Below are 18,980 nucleotides of genomic sequence, written 5' to 3'. Positions count from 1 at the left end.
GCAAAAGCCTTTTAAAAACAGGGACCCCGGATTTCTCCGGGGCCAGTCGGGGGTCAAGGTCCGTTGCCGGACAGGGGTAACATCGTCGGGTCGGCGTCGGTCGCGCCGATCCCTGGTCCGATCTGCGGACGCCGGGCTCAGCAGTCGAGCGTGTTCTCGACTTCCCAGGTCGACAGGTGCGAGCTGTAGGCGTCCCATTCGCGCTGCTTGACCTCGAGATAGGCGCGCGAGAAATCCTCGCCCATCATCGACTTCAGCGTGCTGTCCTTGTCATAGGCGCGCAGCGCGTCCAGCAGGTTCAGCGGCAGCTTCGGCGCGTTCTTCACCTTGTGGCCTTCCTGGTACATGTCGATGTCCAGTCGCTTGCCCGGATCCGCCTTGCTGCGGATCCCGTCCAGGCCCGCCGCCACGATCACCGCCTGCATCAGATAGGCGTTGGCCGACCCGTCGGGCAGCCGCAGCTCGATCCGTCCCTTGCCCGGCACCCGCACCAGATGGGTGCGGTTGTCGCCCGACCAGGTGACGGTGTTCGGCGCCCAGGTCGAGCCCGAGGAGGTGCGCGGCGCGTTGATCCGCTTGTAGCTGTTGACCGTCGGGTTGGTGATCGCCGCCAGCGCGCTGGCATGCTTCATGATCCCGCCCAGGAAGTGCTTGCCCTTCTGCGACAGGCCCAGCTCGCCGTTCGGATCGAAGAAGACGTTCTCCTTGCCGTCCATGCTCCAGGCCGAGATATGCGCATGCATCCCCGAGCCGGTCAGCTGCAGGAAGGGCTTCGGCATGAAGGTCACGCGCAGCCCGTGCTTTTCGGCGACCGAGCGCAACATGAACTTGAAGAACTGCAGCTTGTCGGCGGTCTGAAGCGCGTCGTCGTATTTCCAGTTCATCTCGAACTGGCCGTTCGCATCCTCGTGGTCGCTCTGGTAGGGCTCCCAGCCGAGGTCGAGCATGTAGTTGCTGACTTCCGCGATCATGTCATAGCGGCGCATGATCGCCTGCTGGTCGTAGCAGGGCTTCTTCGCGCAGTCCCAGGGGTCGGCGACCTTGTCGCCTTCCGGGGCCAGCAGGAAGAACTCGGGCTCGACGCCGGTCTTGACTCGGATGCCCTCCTTGGCGGCCTCGGCAACCAGGCGGCGCAGCACGTTGCGCGGCGCCTGGGCCAGTTCCTCGCCCTCCATGGTGCAGTTGGCGGGAACCCATGCCACCTCGGGCTTCCACGGCAACTGGATCGCACCCTCGGGGTCCGGCATCCCCAGCGTGTCGGGGTGGGCCGGCGTGACCACGAAGCCCGCCGCGAAGCCGGCGAAGCCGGCGCCGCCCTCCACCACGTTGTTGATCACTGCCGCGGGAACCAGCTTCGCGCGCTGGGCCCCCGCAAGGTCAGTGAAGGATACCATGAAATACTTGACGCCCTTTTCCTTGGCCCATTTGGCAAGGTCTCTCGACATTTCTGATCAACTCCCTGTCGTCTTTTCTAATTTTGGGAAAAGGAAACGGCGGCTTAAAAGCCGCCGTTCCGTCCCGGTATCCAGCTGGTGCCAGCCAGGGGAACCCCCGCCATCGCCGCCGCCTCGATGGTCAGCGAGCACAGGTCCTCGGGTTCCAGGTTGTGCAGGTGGTTCTTGCCGCAGGCCCGCGCGATGGTCTGCGCCTCCAGCGTCATCACCTTGAGGTAGTTCTTCAGCCGGCGACCGCCGAGGACCGGATCGAAGCGCTTGAACAGCTCCGGGTCCTGGGTGGTGATCCCGGCCGGGTCCTTGCCCTCGTGCCAGTCGTCATAGGCGTCGGCCGTGGTCTGGAGCTTCTGGTATTCGGCTTCCAGATTCGGATCGTTGTCGCCCAGCGCCACCAGCGCCGCGGTCCCGATCGCCACCGCGTCGGCGCCAAGCGCCATCGCCTTGGCCACGTCGGCGCCGGTACGGATGCCGCCCGAGACGATCAGCTGCACCTTGCGATGCATGCCCAGGTCCTGCAGCGCCTTCACCGCCTGCGGGATGCAGGCCAGGATCGGCATGCCGACATGCTCGATGAACACGTCCTGCGTCGCCGCGGTGCCGCCCTGCATGCCGTCCAGAACCACGACGTCGGCCCCGGCCTTCACCGCCAGCGCGGTGTCGTAGTAGGGACGCGCGCCGCCGACCTTGACGTAGATCGGCTTTTCCCAGTCGGTGATCTCGCGGATCTCGTGGATCTTGATCTCCAGGTCATCCGGGCCGGTCCAGTCCGGGTGACGGCAGGCCGAGCGCTGGTCGATGCCCTTGGGCAGGTTGCGCATCATCGCCACGCGGTCGCTGATCTTCTGGCCCAGAAGCATGCCGCCGCCGCCGGGCTTCGCGCCCTGGCCGACCACGACCTCGATCGCATCGGCGCGACGCAGGTCATCGGGGTTCATGCCGTAGCGGCTGGGCAGATACTGGTAGACCAGCGTCTTGGAATGGCCGCGCTCTTCCTCGGTCATCCCGCCGTCGCCGGTGGTGGTCGAGGTGCCGGCCTCGCTGGCGCCGCGGCCCAGGGCTTCCTTCGCCGGGCCCGAGAGGGCGCCGAAGCTCATGCCCGCGATGGTGACCGGGATGTCCAGGTGGATCGGCTTCTTGGCGAAGCGGGTGCCCAGCCAGACGTCGGTCGCGCATTTCTCGCGGTAGCCTTCCAGCGGATAGCGGCTGATCGAGGCGCCGAGGAACAGCAGGTCATCGAAATGCGGCAGGTGCCGCTTGGTGCCGCCGCCGCGGATGTCGTAGATGCCCGAGGCAGCCGCGCGGCGGATCTCGGCGTTGATCGCCGGAGTAAAGGTGGCCGAGTAGCGCGGCGGGGTATGGGGAAAATCGCTCATCGTTTGCCTCAGTATGCCGCAGCGTTGTCGATGTTGAAGTTGTACAGCTTCCGGGCCGAGCCGTAGCGGCGGAACTCCTCGGGCTTGGCCTTGTGGTCGGCCTCGCCGCGACGGAGCAGGTCCTCCAGGATCGCGTAGTGCTCGTCCCGCATCTCTTTCTCGATGCAGTCGGCGCCCAGCGACTTGACCGAACCGCGCACGAAGAGCCGCGCCTCGTAGAGGCTGTCGCCCAGCGCGTCACCGGCGTCGCCCAGGACGACGATGTTGCCCGACTGCGCCATGAAGCAGGACATGTGGCCGATGTTGCCATGCACCACGATGTCGATGCCCTTCATCGAGATGCCGCAGCGGCTCGCCGCGTTGCCCTTGATGACCAGCAGGCCGCCACGGCCGGTCGCGCCGGCATACTGGCTGGCGTCGCCGTCCACGATGACGGTGCCCGACATCATGTTCTCGGCCACGCCCGGACCGGCCGATCCCTTGATCCGGATCGTGGCCTGCTTGTTCATCCCGGCGCAGTAATAGCCGGTGGAGCCGCGCACCGTGATGTCGACCGGAGCGTCGACCCCGGCGGCGATGGCATGCGCGCCCTTGGGGTTGATGACCTCCCAGTCGGTCATGTTGGTCTGGCCCTTCAGGGCGTGCAGCGAGGAGTTGAGGGCGCGAAGGCCTTCCTTCCCCAGGTCGAAGCTCTGCATTCTCTCAACGCTCCCAGAAGTAGACGGTGGCGGGTTCCGGTTCCCAGACGCGGGCGTTCTCGATGCCCGGCAGGTTGACCAGCGCCCGGTATTCCGAACCGAAGGCGACATATTCGTCGGTCTCGGCCATGACGGCAGGCTTGCAGGCGATCGGGTCGCGCACCACGCCGAAGCCGTTCTTGGTGCCGACGACGAAGGTGTAGAAACCGTCCAGGTCCTCGAGCCCCGATTCCAGCGCCTTGCCCAGGTCCTCGCCTTCCTTCAGCTTCTGGCTGACATAGGCGGCGGCGACCTCGGTGTCGTTCTGGGTCTCGAACGTCATGCCCTTGCGGACCAGCTCGCGGCGCAGGCCGTTGTGGTTCGAGAGGCTGCCGTTGTGCACCAGGCACTGGTCCGGCCCGGTCGAGAACGGATGCGCGCCCATGGTGGTCACGGCCGATTCGGTCGCCATGCGGGTATGGCCGATGCCATGGGTGCCCTGCATCTTCGCGACTTCGAAGCGGGCCGCCACGTCCTTGGGCAGGCCGACTTCCTTGAAGATCTCGATCGAGTCGCCCGCGCTCATCACCTTGATGCCGGGGCGCAGATGCGCCAGCGCCGAGCGCGCCGCGTCAAGCTGGTCCAGCGGCACTTCCAGCACCGCATGGGTGGATTTCACCAGCATCGCCACCGGCTGGCCGATGGCGTCATGCAGGTCTCCGTCCAGGTTCTTGAAGTCCTGGTCGGGGGTTGCCGACTGGACGGTGATCTTTCCCAGCCCGTCTTTCGCCCCGCCATAGATCGCGATCCCGGCGCTGTCGGGTCCGCGGTCGGTCATAGTGATCAGCATGTCCGTCAGCAGTTCGCCAAGCTTGGGCTCCAGCTTCGGGTCCTTCAGGAACAGTCCTACGATGCCGCACATGGATTCGTCTCCTCTGCGTGATGACGATGACGCTAGCACCACGACTCTCACGCATCAACTGGTAAGAAACTTTTTTTCACGTCACGAGAAAACGATCTGGCTCTCCCATATTCCTGCGGTTTTTCTTGACAGATTGTCACAGGTGGCTTTCCCTTCGGAAAACAAATTTGCCGCACAGGGACGACGTCGGGCTGCGTCTGGGGGCGGCGAACCAACAGCCCAAAGGGAGGAAACTGTGAGTGACCTTAATCGACGGATTGAGGCGATGCACAAACGTGACGTGCTGGTGGCATGGGCGTTCGTGGTCGGCCTCTGGTTTGCCGTCATCTTCGTCGCGATCGCCACCTGGGACCTGGCGCCGAACAGCACGGCGCGCACGCTGCTGCTGATCGGCGGGGCGATCGTGCTGCTGTTCAACACCGCAGCCATCCTGGCCATGCTGCGCCATTACCGCGAGGACCGCGACTTCATGTACGGCATCGACATCAAGTTCCTTGACGAAGCCAAGGGCAGAAGGGGCTGACGGATGGCACATTACATCCCACCGAAACAGGGCAAGGCCAGCCAGCTGTTCGACGTCGTCGTCCTGGTCGTGCTGACGGTCGGCTCGCTCTTCGTGCCGCTCTGGCTGAACCTCGCCGGCGCGGCCAAGACCGTCGCCAGCCCGGTCGAGAACCCGACCTGGGAAGCCCTCGGCCAGAACGCCGCCCAGGCCGCCAAGTACGAGGCGCTCGGCTTCACGCCCGAGACCGCCCACGACCTGATCCTGGCGCGCTTCGACTACAGCTTCTCGGTCGGCGCGCTGCTCGTGATGATCCTGGTCATCGTGCTGTACTACTTCCTGATCCTGCGGTTCTCGGAATCCGAGTATCGCGAGGTCATCTCTGAAAAATTCGGCAAGTAAGGGGCGACCATGGACCTGTGGAGCTATCTCGAATACGCGGCCTGGGGGCTTTCCGCCCTGTTCGGCCTGCACATCCTGGTGGACTGGCTGAGAACCGACAGCACCTATTCCGAAGATGTCCTGACCTCCTCGCGCGAAGGCGAGCTTGAGGCCATGGCCGAAGAGCACAAGGTGCACTGATGACCGACATCGACATCACCTCGCAAACCATGGACGGCATGGGGCCGCACGGCACCAAGGTGGGCCTTTTGCGCGTCCTCGGCCCGGCGCATGTCTGGGCGCTCGGCGTGGGAATCGTCCTTGTGGGCGAATACATGGGCTGGAACTTCTCGGTGGGCAAGGGCGGCGCCTTTGCCGCGCTGATCGCCTGCTGGTTCGCAGGCATCCTCTATTCCTGCGTCGCAATGATCGACTCCGAGGTCACCTCGACCGTCGCCTCGGCCGGTGGCCAGTACACCCAGGCCAAGCACATCATCGGCCCGCTGATGGCCTTCAACGTCGGCCTCTACCTCGTCTTCGCCTATACCATGCTGGAAGCCGCCAACGCGATCACCGCGGGCTACCTGTTCTCGGTCGTGGCCTCGATGACCGGACACGAGGCCGAGCTTGACCAACGGCCCTTCATCATCCTGGTCATCACCTTCCTCGCCTGGCTGAACTATCGCGGCGTGCTGGCGACGCTGACCTTCAACCTGGTCATCACCGCCATCGCCTTCATCGCGATCATCACCCTGTTCCTCTCGACCTCCGGCGTGCTGGGCGGCGGGATCATGGAGCATGCGGCGCTCTTCGAGGGCCACGAACTCCCCTATGGCTGGATCGGCGTGCTGGCGGCGATGCACTTCGGCCTGTGGTACTACCTTGGCATCGAGGGCACGACCCAGGCGGCCGAGGAAGTGCGCTCGCCCGCCCGCTCGCTGCCCTTCGGCACGCTGGCCGGGATCATGACGCTGCTGATCGCCGCGACCCTGACCTGGTTCATGTGCTCGGGCGTGCTGCCCTGGGAATACCTTGGCGACGGCGTCTCGGGCTCGGTCGCCCCGCTGTTCGACACCGCGCGCCTCTCGGGCTCGACGGCGCTCGTCTGGCTTCTGGGCTTCGGCACCCTCTTCGCGACGCTGGCTTCGGCCAACGGCTGCATCAACGACGCCTCGCGGGCCTGGTTCGCCATGGGCCGCGACAAGTATCTTCCGGGCTGGTTCGGCGCCGTGCATCCGAAATACCGCACGCCCTACCGCTCGATCGTGTTCCTGGTTCCCATCGCGCTGATCTTCGCCCTTGGCGCGCCGCTGGACCAGGTGATCACCTTCTCGATCCTCTCGGGCCTCCTGGGCTATACCTTCATGCCGCTCAACATCATCCTGTTCCGCCGCAAGTGGCCGCTGGACACGATCAAGCGCGGTTATGAGCATCCGTTCCACCCGATCCCCGCCTTCACGCTGCTGGGCATCTGCGGCGTGACCTTCTTCGCGGTGTTCCTGGGCTACGGGACCCAGCTGGTGGCGATGATCGGCTTCTACATCATCGTCTCGCTCTGGTTCCACTTCTGGCGCTATCGCTTCGTGAACCGTGGGGCGCAGTTCACCATGCCCTGGCCGAAGCCCAAGGGCTATTGAGGCAGAAGGCCCGCGCCCCCAGGGGCGCGGGCCATTTCCAGACAGATGTCCCCACTCATTCCCCTCGGCCTTGCCTTCGCCCTGCTGGCCCTCTGGCTCGGCTACCGCCTCATCATCGAATCCCGTCTCCGCGCCGCCAGCCGCGCCGGCTATTTCGACGCGCTGAAACCCCTGTTCGAGGGCGGCGAGACACGGGTGCAGCCGACCGGCTTTCCCCGCATGACCGGCCGCCGGGAGGGTCTCGCCTTCGACCTCCAGGCCGTCCCCGACACGCTGACCTTCCGCAAGCTTCCCGCGCTCTGGGTCATGCTCACCCTGCCCGAGCCCCTGCCGCTCTCCGGCACGATCGACCTCATGGCCCGCCCCTCGGGGAACGAGCCCTTCACCCGGTTCGCCGCACTGCGCACTTCGCTTCCCGCCCTGCCCGGCCTGCCCGCCGAGGTGGCGATCCGGGCCGAGGGCGCCCCGCCCCCGGCCGAGCTGCTTGACCGGCACGCCACCCTTTTCGACGATCCCCAGGTCAAGGAGCTGGTGATTTCGCCCAGGGGCCTGCGCATCGTGCTTCTGGGGGAAGAGGCCGACCGCGGCCGCTTCCTCATCTTCCGTGAGGCCGAGATGGGCCGCACCCCGCTTTCCCCGCGCCGAATCGCCCCGCTGCTCGACAGGCTCGCCGCCTTGCGCGGGGATGTGATCGCCCTGACCAAGGACCAGGAATGAAACAGCCGCTGAACCCCCGCCTCGTCCTGGCCGTGGCGCTGATCCTGCCCGGCATGGGCCAGGTCCTGAACCGCCAGCCGGTGCGCGGGCTGGTCTTCGTCTGCTTCGCGGTCCTCTTGGGGGCCTTCACCCTGAAGACCGCCGCGCCGGATGTAAGCTTCGTGGGCAAGGTCTCGGGCGGGCTTTTCGTCTGGGCCATGGCAATGCTGGACGCCTACAAGACCGCCCGCATCCGCCGCGCGGTCTGGGATCACGGCAACGCTCCTCGATAACGTCGTCCCCCGGCGCGCGACGAGAAGACGAAGTCGCACGAGGAGCAGCCCTTACCCCTGCGGATACGAGATCACCGACAGATACCGCGCCGGCAGCTTGACCAGCACCTCCGGCCCATGCGGCGCATCCGCGTCGAAGAACAGGCTGTCGCCCGGCCTCAGCGGATAGACCTGTTCGCCATGGCGATAATCCACCTCGCCCTCCAGCATGAACAGCAGTTCAAGCCCGCCGTGCTGGAAGGTCGGGAAAGTGTCGCTCTCCTTGGTCAGGGTGATCATGTAGGGCTCGACCACCACGCCCGAGTTGTTCGAGCCGATATGGCCCAGCAGGTGATACTGGTGCCCCGCCCGGGTGCCCCGCCGCTCGATCTCCAGATGCTCGCCCGCCTTCACATGCTGCGCCTCGCGGCGCTCCTCATAGCTGCGGAAGAAGGCCGTCACGGGGACAGAAAAGGCATGGCTCAGCACCTGCAGCGTCGTCAGGCTGGGCGAGGTGTTGCCGTTCTCGATCTTCGACAGCATCCCGATCGACAGGCCGGTGACCGTGGCCAGGTCGGCCACCGTCATTCCCTGCTGGCGACGGAAGTTGCGCACCTCGCGGCCGATGGCGGCCTCGAGGTTGCGCTCGCTGATCTCGCGGATGCGGTGCGGGTCCTGCTCGAAGGCAGGCTTGCCGCGTGGCAGGGTGATGCTGGCGTCGATGTCGGACAATTGCGCCTCCCGGTGAAACCGATACTTATAATTTCACTACAAGGAAACACATTTCGCAACGGGAAAATCACCTAGGCCAATGCGACTGCGGCCGCCTCCACCGCATGCAGCAGGCTTTCGGCCGAGGATCGCGGCCCGTAGACCCGCGCCGCGCCCTTGCCCCGCTTGATCAGGTAGACCCCCAGATGCTCCATCACCGTGCGGGTGGCATGGCCATCGGGGGCCATGGCGAAGTCCACGTTGCACAGCCGCTGCATCAGCGCGGTGAGGTCATCGGCCGTCAGGTCGAAGCCGACCCAGGCATCCGTCTGCTCGGTGACCGATGCCCCGTCGCCCAGTGCCGCGCGCAGCATGTCGGCGATCAGCTCGTGGCTGGCGAAGGGGGCCTCGACCAGCCACATCTCGGGCGCCACCCAGAAGCTGCTGTAGGGATCGCCCGGCGCATGCGTCGAAGGCCCCGGCAGCGGCAAACCCGCCGCCGCCGCCGCCCGCGACAGATCCGCCATCCGGCCCTTGCGCGCCGCGACCGAGGCCAGCGCCACGTCGGTCAACTCCTTGATCGACAGGGCGCCGATCTTCACCTGCTTCGGCTCGCGCAGGCCGAAGGCGGTCATTGCTTTCAATGCGTCAGCCACGGAGACGTTCTCCTTCCGGGTCGAACATATGGGGCGAGATGATCTCGACCTCGGTATCCAGGCCGGCGAGCAGGTTCACGATCCGCATCCGCTGGCCGATCTTCTTGTCGCCGCCCTTCAGATAGCCCAGCGCGATGTCGCAGCCGAGATGCGGCGAATAGACCTTCGAAGTCAGCCAGCCGCCATCGTTCGCCGCCACCGCCGCCGCGCCCTTTTCCAGGAAATGGCTGCCGGCGGTCAGCGCGGCCTTGGGATCGACCGGCTTGACGCCGACCAGGCGATAGCCGTCCTCCTGCACCATCCCCTCGCGCTGGCTCAGCACCATGCCGATGGAGTCCTTCTTCTTCGACACCATCTTGCCCAGGCCCATGTTCAGCGCCGTGGACTGGCCGTTCAACTCGCCGCCCGCGACATGGCCCTTCTCGATCCGCATCACGCCCAGGGCCTCGGTGCCATAGACGATGGGATCGAACTCGGCCCCCCGCGCCAGCATCTCGCGCAGAAGCGCGTCGCCATAACGGGTCGGGACCGCGATCTCATAGGCAAGTTCGCCCGAGAAGCTGATCCGGAACAGCCGCGCCCGCAGGCCGCCGCAGACGGTGATGTTCGCCGCCCCCATGTAGGGGAAGGAAGCATCGCTGATGTCCTGGTCCACGACCTTTTCCAGGAGCTTCCGCGCATTCGGTCCCGCGACCGAGAACTGCGCCCAGGCCTCGGTGGTGGAGATCAGCTGCACATCCATCTCGGGCCAGAGCACCTGGCGGCAGAATTCCAGATGCCGGAACACCGTGACCGCGTTGGCGGTGGTGGTGGTCATGACATATTCGTTCTCGCCCATCCGCGCCGTGGTGCCGTCGTCGAAGACGATCCCGTCCTCGCGCAGCATCAGGCCGTAGCGGCACTTGCCGACCGCAAGCGTGCTGAACGTGTTGGCATAGACCCTGTTCAGGAATTCCCCGGCATCGGTGCCCTGGATGTCGATCTTGCCGAGGGTGGTCACGTCGCAGATGCCGACGGACTTCCGCGTCGCCAGCACCTCGCGGTCCACCGACTGCCGCCATTCGGTCTCGCCGGCCTTCGGCACCCATTGCGTGCGCAGCCAGTTGCCGACCTCGACGAAGACCGCGCCCTGCTCCTTGGCCCAGTGGTGGCTGGGGGTCAGGCGGAAGGGCTTGAACTCCTTGCCGCGCGACCGGCCCGCCAGCGTGCCCATCGCAACCGGAGTATAGGGCGGGCGGTAGATCGTGGTCCCGGTCTCGGGGATGGAGCGCCCCGTCAGCTCGGCCATCACCGCGAGGCCGAGCACGTTGCCGGTCTTGCCCTGGTCGGTCGCCATGCCCAGCGTGGTATAGCGTTTCAGATGCTCGACGCTGGTGAAGTTCTCCTTGTGCGCCAGCTTGACGTCCTTGACCGTGACGTCGTTCTGCTGGTCGATCCAGGCCCGGCCCTTGCCGTGATGGACGAACCACAGCGGCGAGACGCGCACCGGCGCATCCTCGGCCTCGGGCAGGTCCGGCGCCGCGCCGGTCAGGCCCAGCGCCGCCATCGCCGCATCGCGGCCCGTGCGCAGCGCGCCATGGGTCGAGAGAACACCCGCCGCCGCACCCGTCACCGACAGGCCCGGAGGCCCGTCCTCGCCCGGCACGAAGGCCGCGATCCCGGCGTCATAGACCGGGCGCGAGCGATGATGCGAATGCACGTTCACATTCGGGTTCCAGCCGCCCGAGACGCCCAGCGCATCGACGCGGATGTCCTCGGTCTTGCCGTTTGACTGGCGCACCGTGATCGTCTTCAGCCCCAGCTTGCCCGAGCTGTCGATCACCTCGGCCCCGCGCAGATGCCGGACGCCGGGGATCAGCTCGCCGCCCTCGCGGCTGTCGATCACCGCGACCACGTCAACGCCCCTGGCCATAAGGTCGGTCGCCGTGCGCAACCCGTCGTCGTTGTTGGTGAAGACGGCGACCCGCTCACCCGCCTTGACGCCCCAGCGGTTGGCATAGGCGCGCAGCGCGCCCGCCAGCATGACGCCGGGCCGGTCGTTGTTCTCGAAGGCGATCGGACGTTCCGTCGCGCCGCCCGCCAGGATCGCCTTCCCGGCGTAGATGCGCCACAGGACCTGCCGCGGCTTGCCCTTCGCGGGCACCGGCAGGTGATCGCTCACCCGCTCGACCGCGCCATAGATGCCGTGGTCGAAGGCGCCCATGACCGTGGTCCGCGTCATCAGCCGCACGTTCGGCATCGCGGCCAGTTCCGCCACCGCCGCCACGGCCCAGTCTGCGCCCGAAGCCTGGCCGACCGCATGGGTCTCGGCGTTCAGCCGGCCGCCCAGGCGGAAATCCTCATCCGCCAGGATCACCCGCTTGCCCGCGCGGCCTGCGGTCAGCGCCGCCATCAGGCCCGCAGGACCGGCCCCGATCACCAAGAGGTCACAATGCAGGAAGCCCTTGTCGTATTCGTCCGGATCCTCCTGCCGCGTGACCGAGCCGAGGCCCGCCGCGCGGCGGATGATCGGCTCGTAGATCTTCTCCCAGAAGGACTTCGGCCACATGAAGGTCTTGTAGTAGAAGCCGGCCGCGAAGAAGGTGCTGAAGCGGTCGTTGATCCCCATGGCGTCGAAGCGCAGGCTGGGCCAGCGGTTCTGGCTGCGGGCGTCCAGCCCCTCGAACAGTTCCACCACCGTGGCCCGGGTGTTCGGCTCCTGCCGCCCGCCGGTGCGCAGTTCGACCAGCGCGTTCGGCTCCTCCGAGCCGGAGGAGATCGGCCCGCGCGGCCGGTGGTACTTGAAGCTGCGGCCCATCAGCCGCACCCCGTTCGCCAGGAGAGCCGAGGCCAGCGTATCCCCCGGATGCCCCTGGTAGGGGATGCCGTCGAAGGTGAAGCGGACCGTCTTCGTGCGGTCGACCTGCCCGCCGCTGATCCGATGCGATTGCGTCATTTCGACCGCCCCTTGGCCCTTGCCACATCCCGCGCGAGTTCGACTTTCGTGATCTCGTGCGTCACGGTGTTCCGCGTCACCACCAGCCAGGACCTGTCGCCCTGCTCATGGTACCAAAGCTCGCGATGCTCCCCCGCCGGGTTCCCGCGCTGGTAGAGGTATTCGTGGAATTCCTCGATGCCCGCCGTCATGCCGTCGGGCCGGTCCATCAGGCTTGCATCGCCCAGATAGACGAATTCCTGCGCATCGCGCGGTCCGAGGATCGGATGGTGAATGATCATTCGCTTACGTCCTCAGTGCAGGTTCGGTTGGGCGCCTTGGCCCTTTTCGTCGATCATCCGGCCCTTCAGGAAACGATCGAAGCGATAGGCCGTGGCGGTCGGATGCGGCGCGTCCTTCGCCATCAGATGCGCGAAGCACCAGCCGCTCGCCGGCGTGGCCTTGAAGCCGCCGTAGCACCAGCCGCCGTTGAAATAGAGCCCCTCGACATGGGTCCTGTCGATGATCGGCGAGCCGTCCATCGACATGTCCATGATCCCGCCCCAGGTGCGCAACAGCCGCACCCGCCCGATGGCGGGCATCAGCGCCATGCCGCCCTCGGCCACGTCCTCGATCACCGGCAGATTGCCGCGTTGGGCGTAGGAGTTGTAGCCGTCGATGTCGCCGCCGAAGACCAGGCCGCCCTTGTCCGACTGGCTGACGTAGAAATGCCCGGCGCCGAAGGTGATGACGCCGTCGATCAGCGGCTTCAGCCCTTCGGAAACAAAGGCTTGCAACACATGGCTCTCGATCGGCAGCCGCATCCCGGCATGGGCCATGACCTTGGACGAAGAGCCCGCCACCGCCACGCCGACCTTCTTCGCGCCGATGAAGCCGCGGTTGGTCTCGACCCCCTTGATGCGGCCGTTCTCGATCCGCATGCCCGTCACTTCGCAGTTCTGGATCAGGTCCACCCCGCGCATGTCCGCGCCGCGGGCATAGCCCCAGGCCACCGCGTCATGCCGCACCGTGCCGCCGCGCGGCTGCGCCAGCGCGCCCTTGATCGGGAATCGCGCGTCGTCGAAGTTCAGCCAGGGGTACATCGCCCTGACCTCGTCGCGGTTCAGAAGCCGCGCGCCGGCCCCGTGCATGATCATCGCATTGCCGCGCCGGGTGAAGGCGTCGCGCTGCGCGTCGGTATGGATCAGGTTCATGATCCCGCGCTGGCTGACCATCGCGTTGTAGTTGAAATCCTGCTCCAGCCCTTCCCAGAGCTTCAGGCTGAACTCGTAGAACGGCTCGTTCCCGTCCAGCAGGTAGTTGGAGCGGATGATCGTGGTGTTGCGGCCCACGTTGCCGCCGCCGAGATAGCCCTTCTCCAGCACCGCGATGCGGGCCTGGCCGAATTCCTTGGCAAGGTAATAGGCGGTGGCCAGGCCATGCCCGCCGCCGCCCACGATGATATAGTCATATTCCGACTGCGGCTCGGGGTCGCGCCAGACCGGCTTCCACCCCTTGTGGCCTGTCAGTGCCTCGGCAATGACCCGAAATCCCGAATAGCGCACGCCCGACCTCCTGTTTGCCCTCTTCTAGGCTCAGGCCGGGCCGAAAACGCATCCGTTTTCGCCATCGGATCATCCGTTTCTGACTCAGTCCCCGGGCGCTCCGGCCGTCATCGCGGCGAAAGGGTCCCAACCGGCCAGCCGGTCGTTGACTTCGGCCTGGGCAATGCCGGCAAGGACAAGGATGGTAAGCGAGGTGAGCAGGGAGTGCATGGCGGGCCTCGGGTTTTGTTCACGCCCCGTTCTGCCCGATTCTGCTTGCCAACCGATTAACCACCCGCGCGGATTCCCCTTTACAGTTTGGCAAGGACTCCGCATTATTCTGGCATCGGTAGCAACGATCCTTCAGGGTCCTCACCTTGAAAACGGCCCGGCGGAGCTGTAACTCCGCCGGGCCTCCTTCATTTCAGGGTCAGCCCCCGATCAGAAGGCGGATGATCGCAACCAGCAGCGTTGCCGCCGCAATCGCCACCATCCACTTCCGGTAGCTTCTTTCCTCCAGCTTCCTCACCTCCGTTCACCGCAAGGGATTGCGGCGGGAACAGGGGTAGTGAGGAAGGGTTAACCGGGCCTTACGCGACCAGAGCCTCGGCCTTCTTCAGGTCCACCGAAACCAGCTGGCTCACCCCCTGCTCCTGCATCGTCACGCCGAACAGGCGGTCCATCCGGGCCATGGTCACGGCGTGGTGGGTGATGATCAGGAAACGGGTCTCGGTGCGCCGGGTCATCTCGTCCAGCAGGTCGCAGAACCGGGTGACGTTCGCATCGTCCAAGGGCGCGTCGACCTCGTCCAGCACGCAGATCGGCGCGGGGTTCGCCAGGAACACGCCGAAGATCAGCGCCAGCGCGGTCAGGGTCTGCTCGCCGCCCGACAGAAGCGACAGCGTCGCCAGCTTCTTGCCCGGCGGCTGGCACAGGATTTCCAGCCCCGCCTCCAGCGGATCGTCCGACTCCACCAGCACCAGCCGGGCCTCGCCACCGCCGAAGAGATGGGTGAACAGGGTCGAGAAGTTCGCGTTCACCTGCTCGAACGCCGTCAGCAGCCGCTCGCGCCCCTCCTTGTTCAGCCCGGCGATTCCGGCGCGCAGCTTCTTGATCGCCTCCTCGAGGTCGGTCTTTTCCCCGGCCAGAGTGTCGTATTCCGCCTCGACCGCGCGCGCATCCTCCTCGGCCCGCAGGTTCACCGCGCCCAGCGCCTCGCGCTGGCGCTTCAGCCGGCTCACGTCGTGGTCCAGGGTCTCGGCATCCGGCATCCGGTCGGGATCGGTGCGCAAGGAGGTCAGAAGCTCGTCCGGCGTCATCTCCCCGTCCTCGGCGATCCGCTCCGCCGCCAGCGCCACGCCTTCGCGCGCCGCATCCAGCCGCGCCTCGGCCCGCGCCCGCGCCTCCCGCGCCTCGCCCGCCAGCCGTTCCGCCTCGCGTTCGGCCATCGCCGCATCGCGCAGCGCGCCCTCGGCCGCGGCCAGCGCATCCGCCGCGCGGCGCCGCCGCTCCTCGGCCTCGGCAATCGCCTCCACCAGCTCGTCCCGGCGGGCCGCGATCTCCTCCGGCGCCAGCATCGCCTCGGCCAGTTCCTCCTCGGTCTCGGCCCGGCGTTCCGTCAGCTCCTCGGTCCGGCGCGCGGCCGTCTCCAGCCGGTGCTTCCAGCCCGACAGCTCCTTCATCGCCTCCTGCCGCCGCCGCACCCGCGCCTCGCCCTCGCGCCGGACCTCGTCCTGGGCCGAGCGGCGGGTCATCATCGTGATCCGCGCCGCCTCGACGGTGATCTTCGCGCCCTCCACCGCCCCCCGCGCCGCATCGAGGTCGCCAAGCTCCGCCACCGCCGCCTCGGCCTCCTTCAGCCGGGCCCGCGCCGCCATCGCCTCGTCCTCGAACCGCCCGACCGCCAGCTTCGCCGCCTCCAGCTTGCCGCCGGCGATCGAACGGTCCGCCTCGGCCCGTGCCAGTGCCCGGTTCGCCTCGGCCAGCCGCGCATCCGCCGCCCGCCGCGCCTCGCGCGCCCGCGCATCCGCCGTCGCCAGCTCCGCCAGCCGCGCCTGCAAGGCCTCATGCGCCTGCCGCGCGCCATCGGCCCGCGCCGCCACCTCCTCAAGGTCGCGCTTCAACTGCACCAGCCGGTTCAACTGCTGCAACCGCAGCGCCGCCGCACTGGGGGCATCCTCCGCCCCGGCCCGGAACCCGTCCCAGCGCCAGAGGTCGCCCTCGACGGAAACCAGCCGCTGCCCCGGCCGCAACCCGGCCTGCAAGGCAAAGCCCTGCGCGCGGGCAACCAGCCCGATCTGCGACAGCCGCCGCGCCAGCACCTCCGGCGCCTTCACCCGTGCCGCCAGCGGCTCCGCGCCCGGGGGCAGCCCCTGCACTTCCGCATAACCCGGCAGCACCGCCCAGCCCGACCGCGCCTCGGCTCCGACCTCGGGCGCGCGCAGGTCGTCGGCCAGCGCCGCGCCCAGCGCCTTCTCGTAGCCCGGCTCCACCTCCAGCCGGTCCAGGAGCTGGTGCCCGGCCTGCGCCTCGCGCTCCACCAGCCGCGCCAGCGCCGCGACTTCGGCCCGCAGCGCATTGGCCTCGCCCTCGGCCGAGGACCGCGCCGCCCGCGCCTCGGCCTCGCGCCCCTGCGTCTCCGCCCGCGCCGCCTCGGCCGCCTCCAGCGCCGCCTCGGTCGCCTCGCCCTCGGCGACAGCGGCCTCCTGCGCCTCCTCGGCCGCCTCGAAGGCCTCGCCCGCCGCCTCCAGCGCGCCCGCAGCCCCCGCCACCGCCTCGCGCGCCGCCGCTGCCTGCCCCTCGGCCCGCTCCAGCACCGCGCGCGCATCCGCCAGCATCCGCTGCGAGGACTGATGCCGCGCCGCCAGCCGCGCCGCGTCCTCGGTCAGCTCCGACAACATCGTCTCGCGCTCGGACAACACCGCCCCCGCCTCGCGCGCCGCTTCCACTGCCTCGGCCAGCTTCTCCTCGTGCCCGTCATGCGCCCGTGCGAGTTGTTCGATCTCCCAGTCCAGCCGCCCGATCACCTCGCCCGCATCGCGGTTCAGCCCCGCCTCGCGCTCCATGTCGCGGGAAAGCTGCTCGATCCGGCCGCGCAGGGCGTCGATCTGCGCCAGCGCCCGCGCCTCCTGGTCGCCCAGGGCATCGCGCTGCAACACCAGCCGCTGCAGGATCGCACTGGCGATCGCCTCCTCCTCCCGCTTCGGCGGCAGCGCATCCTCCGCCGCCTCGCGCGCCTTGCCCGCGCCGCGCGACGCCGCCTCGACCTGGCCCTGCGCGATCAGCCGCTCGCGCAACGCGCCCTCGGCCGCCGAGCGCGCCTCATCCGCCTCGCGCCAGCGCCGCCAGAGCAGCATCCCCTCGGCCTTCCGCAGCTCCTCCGAGATCTCGCGGTAGCGCGCCGCCTGCTTCGCCTGTCGGGTCAGCACCGAAAGCTGCTGCGCCAGTTGCTCCAGCACGTCATCCACGCGCAAGAGGTTCTGCTCGGCCCCCGCCAGCTTCAGCTCCGCCTCGTGCCGCCGCGCATAAAGGCCCGAGATCCCCGCCGCCTCCTCCAGCACCCTCCTGCGCGCCTTGGGCTTGGCGTTGATCAGCTCGGAAATCTGCCCCTGCCGCACCAGCGCCGGGGAATGGCTGCCGGTGGAGGCATCGGCGAACAGCATCTGCACATCGCGCGCCCGCACCTCCTTGGCATTGGCGCGATAGGCCGAGCCCGCGTCGCGCGTGATCCGCCGCACGATCTCGATCTGGTCGGCGTCGTTGAAGCCCGAGGGCGCCAGCCGGTCCTGGTTGTCGATCACCAGCGCCACTTCGGCGAAATGCCGCGCCCCCCGGGTGGCCGCGCCGTTGAAGATCACGTCCTCCATGCCCCCGCCCCGCATGGCCGAGGGGCGGTTCTCCCCCATCACCCAGCGCAGCGCCTCCAGCAGGTTCGACTTGCCGCAGCCATTGGGCCCGACCACGCCGGTCAACCCCTCGTGGATCAGCAGATCCGTGGGGTCGACAAAGCTCTTGAAGCCGTTCAGGCGCAGGCGGGTCAGGCGCAAGGCACACTCACGAGTCGCAAAGCCCGATGTTCCCGCCCCACCCGGCCAAAGTCAACCCGACCCCCCAGCATCTGGCCGATCCCCGCCCCTTGCCCCCAAGATGTTGCCCATAGGCTGCGCACCATCCCCACGCGTCGTTTCCCCGTAGGGTGCGCTACAGCGCACCATTGCCCCGGACCAGCCTAGGCCACGCACTCATAAATTGCTAGCTCTGGAACTGGTGTCGTGATTCACTTTCCTCGACATGAGGTGGTTACATGGCTCTGCGACGCTATGAGTTGACGGATTTCGAGTGGTCGATCATCGAACCGCTCTTGCCGAACAAGCCTCGCGGGGTGCCACGGGTGGATGACCGGCGGGTTCTGAACGGGATCTACTGGCGGCTGCGGACTGGGTCGCCCTGGGCCGAGATTCCCGAGCGCTACGGGCCGCACACAACCTGCTACAACCGGTTCGTCCGCTGGAGCCGTGCTGGCGTCTGGGAGAAGATATTCAAGGCTGTATCAGTGGCTTATGACGGGTCGGAGCAATCAATCGATAGCACCACGATCCGCGTTCATCCGCATGGTGGCAACGCAAAAAGGGGGGTGCGGACGGCCCCGGCCCCGCCCCGGTGGCTGACCTTCGAGCCCGCGCACTGGGGCGTTCGCGTGGCGGACTGACGACCAAGCTGCACGCCGTCACCGACGCGAAGGGGCGACCCGTCACGCTGCATCTGACCGCCGGGCAGGCCCATGACGGCAACACCGGTCTTGGCCTGATCGGCACCCTGCAAGCGGGACAAACCCTGCTCGCCGATGCCGGCTACGACCAGAACGCCCTGCGTGAAAAGCTCGCCGCCTGCGGGGCCATCGCCCAGATCAAGCCGCTGGCACGCCGCAACCCAACCCCCGCCTTCGACCCGAAGGCTTACCAAAGGCGCAACCACATTGAACGTTTCTTCAGCAAGGTCAAACAGTTCAGAGCCATCGCCACACGCTACGAAAAGCACGACGACAACTTCCTCAACCTCATCCGACTCGCCTCAATCCGTATCCTGGTTGCGAGATTATGAGTCGGTGACCTAGCTGTGAGTTCTTACGAGGTCGTTCACCTTTGAGAGGGGAGGCGTTCGGTTGAGTGCGGAGTGTGGTCTTGATCGGTTGAACCAGTCAAGCCAGCGCGGCAGATCGGCGTTTCTCGCGTCGGATGTGGG

At 67.3% G+C, this 18,980-nt stretch carries 18 protein-coding genes and 1 pseudogene; 7 read left to right on the top strand and 12 right to left on the bottom strand.

What is annotated here, in order from left to right; genetic code table 11:
* Positions 1-137: 137 nt before the first annotated feature.
* Genes glnT through I7S92_RS19700 form a run of 4 tightly spaced genes read right to left on the bottom strand, consistent with a single transcriptional unit; the run spans position 138 to position 4,426 of the window.
* Positions 138-1,445: a type III glutamate--ammonia ligase gene (gene glnT / locus I7S92_RS19715; protein ID WP_197647225.1), complete on the bottom strand. Its 1,308-nt coding sequence runs from the start codon at positions 1,443-1,445 to the stop codon at positions 138-140.
* A gap of 53 nt (positions 1,446-1,498) precedes the next feature.
* Entirely contained in the window at positions 1,499-2,827 is a 1,329-nt protein-coding gene (locus tag I7S92_RS19710; RefSeq protein ID WP_197647224.1) for an FMN-binding glutamate synthase family protein, read from the bottom strand.
* 8 nt (positions 2,828-2,835) lie between these two features.
* Complete coding sequence (locus I7S92_RS19705; protein WP_197647223.1) at positions 2,836-3,525, bottom strand: GltB/FmdC/FwdC-like GXGXG domain-containing protein; 690 nt, start codon at positions 3,523-3,525, stop codon at positions 2,836-2,838.
* Positions 3,526-3,529: 4 nt separating this feature from the next.
* A complete protein-coding gene (locus I7S92_RS19700; RefSeq protein ID WP_197647222.1) occupies positions 3,530-4,426 on the bottom strand; it encodes a class II glutamine amidotransferase in 897 nt (298 codons plus the stop codon).
* A 265-nt stretch (positions 4,427-4,691) separates the two neighbouring features.
* On the opposite strand from I7S92_RS19700, the gene I7S92_RS19695 reads away from it, so the two are divergent.
* From I7S92_RS19695 to I7S92_RS19670, 6 genes are read left to right on the top strand one after another with little or no spacing between them, the layout of a single operon-like run.
* Positions 4,692-4,949, top strand: a complete 258-nt coding sequence (locus I7S92_RS19695; protein ID WP_197647221.1) for a hypothetical protein — start codon at positions 4,692-4,694, stop codon at positions 4,947-4,949.
* A 3-nt stretch (positions 4,950-4,952) separates the two neighbouring features.
* On the top strand, positions 4,953-5,330 hold the full coding sequence (locus I7S92_RS19690; RefSeq protein ID WP_197647220.1) for a hypothetical protein: 378 nt from the start codon (positions 4,953-4,955) through the stop codon (positions 5,328-5,330).
* 9 nt (positions 5,331-5,339) lie between these two features.
* Positions 5,340-5,510, top strand: coding sequence for a hypothetical protein (locus tag I7S92_RS19685; RefSeq protein ID WP_197647219.1), 171 nt, complete (start codon positions 5,340-5,342; stop codon positions 5,508-5,510).
* Positions 5,510-6,946, top strand: a complete 1,437-nt coding sequence (locus tag I7S92_RS19680; protein ID WP_242070301.1) for an APC family permease — start codon at positions 5,510-5,512, stop codon at positions 6,944-6,946. Before I7S92_RS19685 ends, I7S92_RS19680 begins: the two co-directional genes overlap by 1 nt.
* Positions 6,947-6,991: 45 nt before the next feature.
* A complete protein-coding gene (locus tag I7S92_RS19675; RefSeq protein ID WP_197647218.1) occupies positions 6,992-7,663 on the top strand; it encodes a hypothetical protein in 672 nt (223 codons plus the stop codon).
* Positions 7,660-7,935 carry a hypothetical protein gene (locus tag I7S92_RS19670; RefSeq protein ID WP_197647217.1) on the top strand — a complete coding sequence of 92 codons (276 nt, stop codon included), beginning with the start codon at positions 7,660-7,662 and terminating at the stop codon, positions 7,933-7,935. Before I7S92_RS19675 ends, I7S92_RS19670 begins: the two co-directional genes overlap by 4 nt.
* 51 nt (positions 7,936-7,986) lie before the next feature.
* Here I7S92_RS19670 and I7S92_RS19665 read toward each other — a convergent pair whose 3' ends face one another.
* From I7S92_RS19665 to smc, 7 genes are all read right to left on the bottom strand, one after another.
* Positions 7,987-8,646: a helix-turn-helix domain-containing protein gene (locus tag I7S92_RS19665; RefSeq protein WP_242070300.1), complete on the bottom strand. Its 660-nt coding sequence runs from the start codon at positions 8,644-8,646 to the stop codon at positions 7,987-7,989.
* Between the two features lie 71 nt (positions 8,647-8,717).
* On the bottom strand, positions 8,718-9,281 hold the full coding sequence (locus tag I7S92_RS19660; protein WP_197647216.1) for a sarcosine oxidase subunit gamma: 564 nt from the start codon (positions 9,279-9,281) through the stop codon (positions 8,718-8,720).
* Complete coding sequence (locus I7S92_RS19655) at positions 9,274-12,216, bottom strand: sarcosine oxidase subunit alpha family protein (protein WP_197647215.1); 2,943 nt, start codon at positions 12,214-12,216, stop codon at positions 9,274-9,276. Before I7S92_RS19655 ends, I7S92_RS19660 begins: the two co-directional genes overlap by 8 nt.
* Complete coding sequence (locus I7S92_RS19650) at positions 12,213-12,497, bottom strand: sarcosine oxidase subunit delta (RefSeq protein WP_197647214.1); 285 nt, start codon at positions 12,495-12,497, stop codon at positions 12,213-12,215. Before I7S92_RS19650 ends, I7S92_RS19655 begins: the two co-directional genes overlap by 4 nt.
* A 12-nt stretch (positions 12,498-12,509) precedes the next feature.
* Positions 12,510-13,760, bottom strand: coding sequence for a sarcosine oxidase subunit beta family protein (locus I7S92_RS19645; RefSeq protein WP_197647213.1), 1,251 nt, complete (start codon positions 13,758-13,760; stop codon positions 12,510-12,512).
* 84 nt (positions 13,761-13,844) lie between these two features.
* Positions 13,845-13,970 carry a hypothetical protein gene (locus tag I7S92_RS23395; protein ID WP_277922984.1) on the bottom strand — a complete coding sequence of 42 codons (126 nt, stop codon included), beginning with the start codon at positions 13,968-13,970 and terminating at the stop codon, positions 13,845-13,847.
* A 359-nt stretch (positions 13,971-14,329) separates the two neighbouring features.
* Positions 14,330-17,785 carry a chromosome segregation protein SMC gene (gene smc / locus I7S92_RS19640; RefSeq protein WP_197647212.1) on the bottom strand — a complete coding sequence of 1,152 codons (3,456 nt, stop codon included), beginning with the start codon at positions 17,783-17,785 and terminating at the stop codon, positions 14,330-14,332.
* A gap of 257 nt (positions 17,786-18,042) precedes the next feature.
* On the opposite strand from smc, the pseudogene I7S92_RS19635 reads away from it, so the two are divergent.
* Positions 18,043-18,852: pseudogene (locus I7S92_RS19635) on the top strand (IS5 family transposase).
* Here the strand turns inward: I7S92_RS19635 and I7S92_RS23550 are convergent.
* A partial coding sequence (locus tag I7S92_RS23550) for an integrase core domain-containing protein (protein ID WP_197641424.1) occupies positions 18,849-18,980 on the bottom strand: 132 nt, incomplete at its 5' end. The pseudogene I7S92_RS19635 and the gene I7S92_RS23550 sit on opposite strands and share 4 nt — an antisense overlap.

Origin of the sequence: Tabrizicola soli, from assembly GCF_015999335.1 — a bacterium.
Lineage (GTDB): Bacteria > Pseudomonadota > Alphaproteobacteria > Rhodobacterales > Rhodobacteraceae > Tabrizicola > Tabrizicola soli.
The sequence above is the reverse complement of the archived record's forward strand: the minus strand, read 5'-3'. Positions and strand labels throughout refer to the sequence as shown.

What these genes read in the sequence shown, in the direction of transcription:
- glnT (WP_197647225.1), bottom strand. Translation starts at nt 1,445, where the DNA reads ATGTCGAGAGACCTTGCCAAATGGGCCAAGGAAAAGGGCGTCAAGTAT.
- I7S92_RS19710 (WP_197647224.1), bottom strand. Translation starts at nt 2,827, where the DNA reads ATGAGCGATTTTCCCCATACCCCGCCGCGCTACTCGGCCACCTTTACT.
- I7S92_RS19705 (WP_197647223.1), bottom strand. Translation starts at nt 3,525, where the DNA reads ATGCAGAGCTTCGACCTGGGGAAGGAAGGCCTTCGCGCCCTCAACTCC.
- I7S92_RS19700 (WP_197647222.1), bottom strand. Translation starts at nt 4,426, where the DNA reads ATGTGCGGCATCGTAGGACTGTTCCTGAAGGACCCGAAGCTGGAGCCC.
- I7S92_RS19695 (WP_197647221.1), top strand. Translation starts at nt 4,692, where the DNA reads ATGCACAAACGTGACGTGCTGGTGGCATGGGCGTTCGTGGTCGGCCTC.
- I7S92_RS19690 (WP_197647220.1), top strand. Translation starts at nt 4,953, where the DNA reads ATGGCACATTACATCCCACCGAAACAGGGCAAGGCCAGCCAGCTGTTC.
- I7S92_RS19685 (WP_197647219.1), top strand. Translation starts at nt 5,340, where the DNA reads ATGGACCTGTGGAGCTATCTCGAATACGCGGCCTGGGGGCTTTCCGCC.
- I7S92_RS19680 (WP_242070301.1), top strand. Translation starts at nt 5,510, where the DNA reads ATGACCGACATCGACATCACCTCGCAAACCATGGACGGCATGGGGCCG.
- I7S92_RS19675 (WP_197647218.1), top strand. Translation starts at nt 6,992, where the DNA reads ATGTCCCCACTCATTCCCCTCGGCCTTGCCTTCGCCCTGCTGGCCCTC.
- I7S92_RS19670 (WP_197647217.1), top strand. Translation starts at nt 7,660, where the DNA reads ATGAAACAGCCGCTGAACCCCCGCCTCGTCCTGGCCGTGGCGCTGATC.
- I7S92_RS19655 (WP_197647215.1), bottom strand. Translation starts at nt 12,216, where the DNA reads ATGACGCAATCGCATCGGATCAGCGGCGGGCAGGTCGACCGCACGAAG.
- I7S92_RS19650 (WP_197647214.1), bottom strand. Translation starts at nt 12,497, where the DNA reads ATGATCATTCACCATCCGATCCTCGGACCGCGCGATGCGCAGGAATTC.
- I7S92_RS23395 (WP_277922984.1), bottom strand. Translation starts at nt 13,970, where the DNA reads ATGCACTCCCTGCTCACCTCGCTTACCATCCTTGTCCTTGCCGGCATT.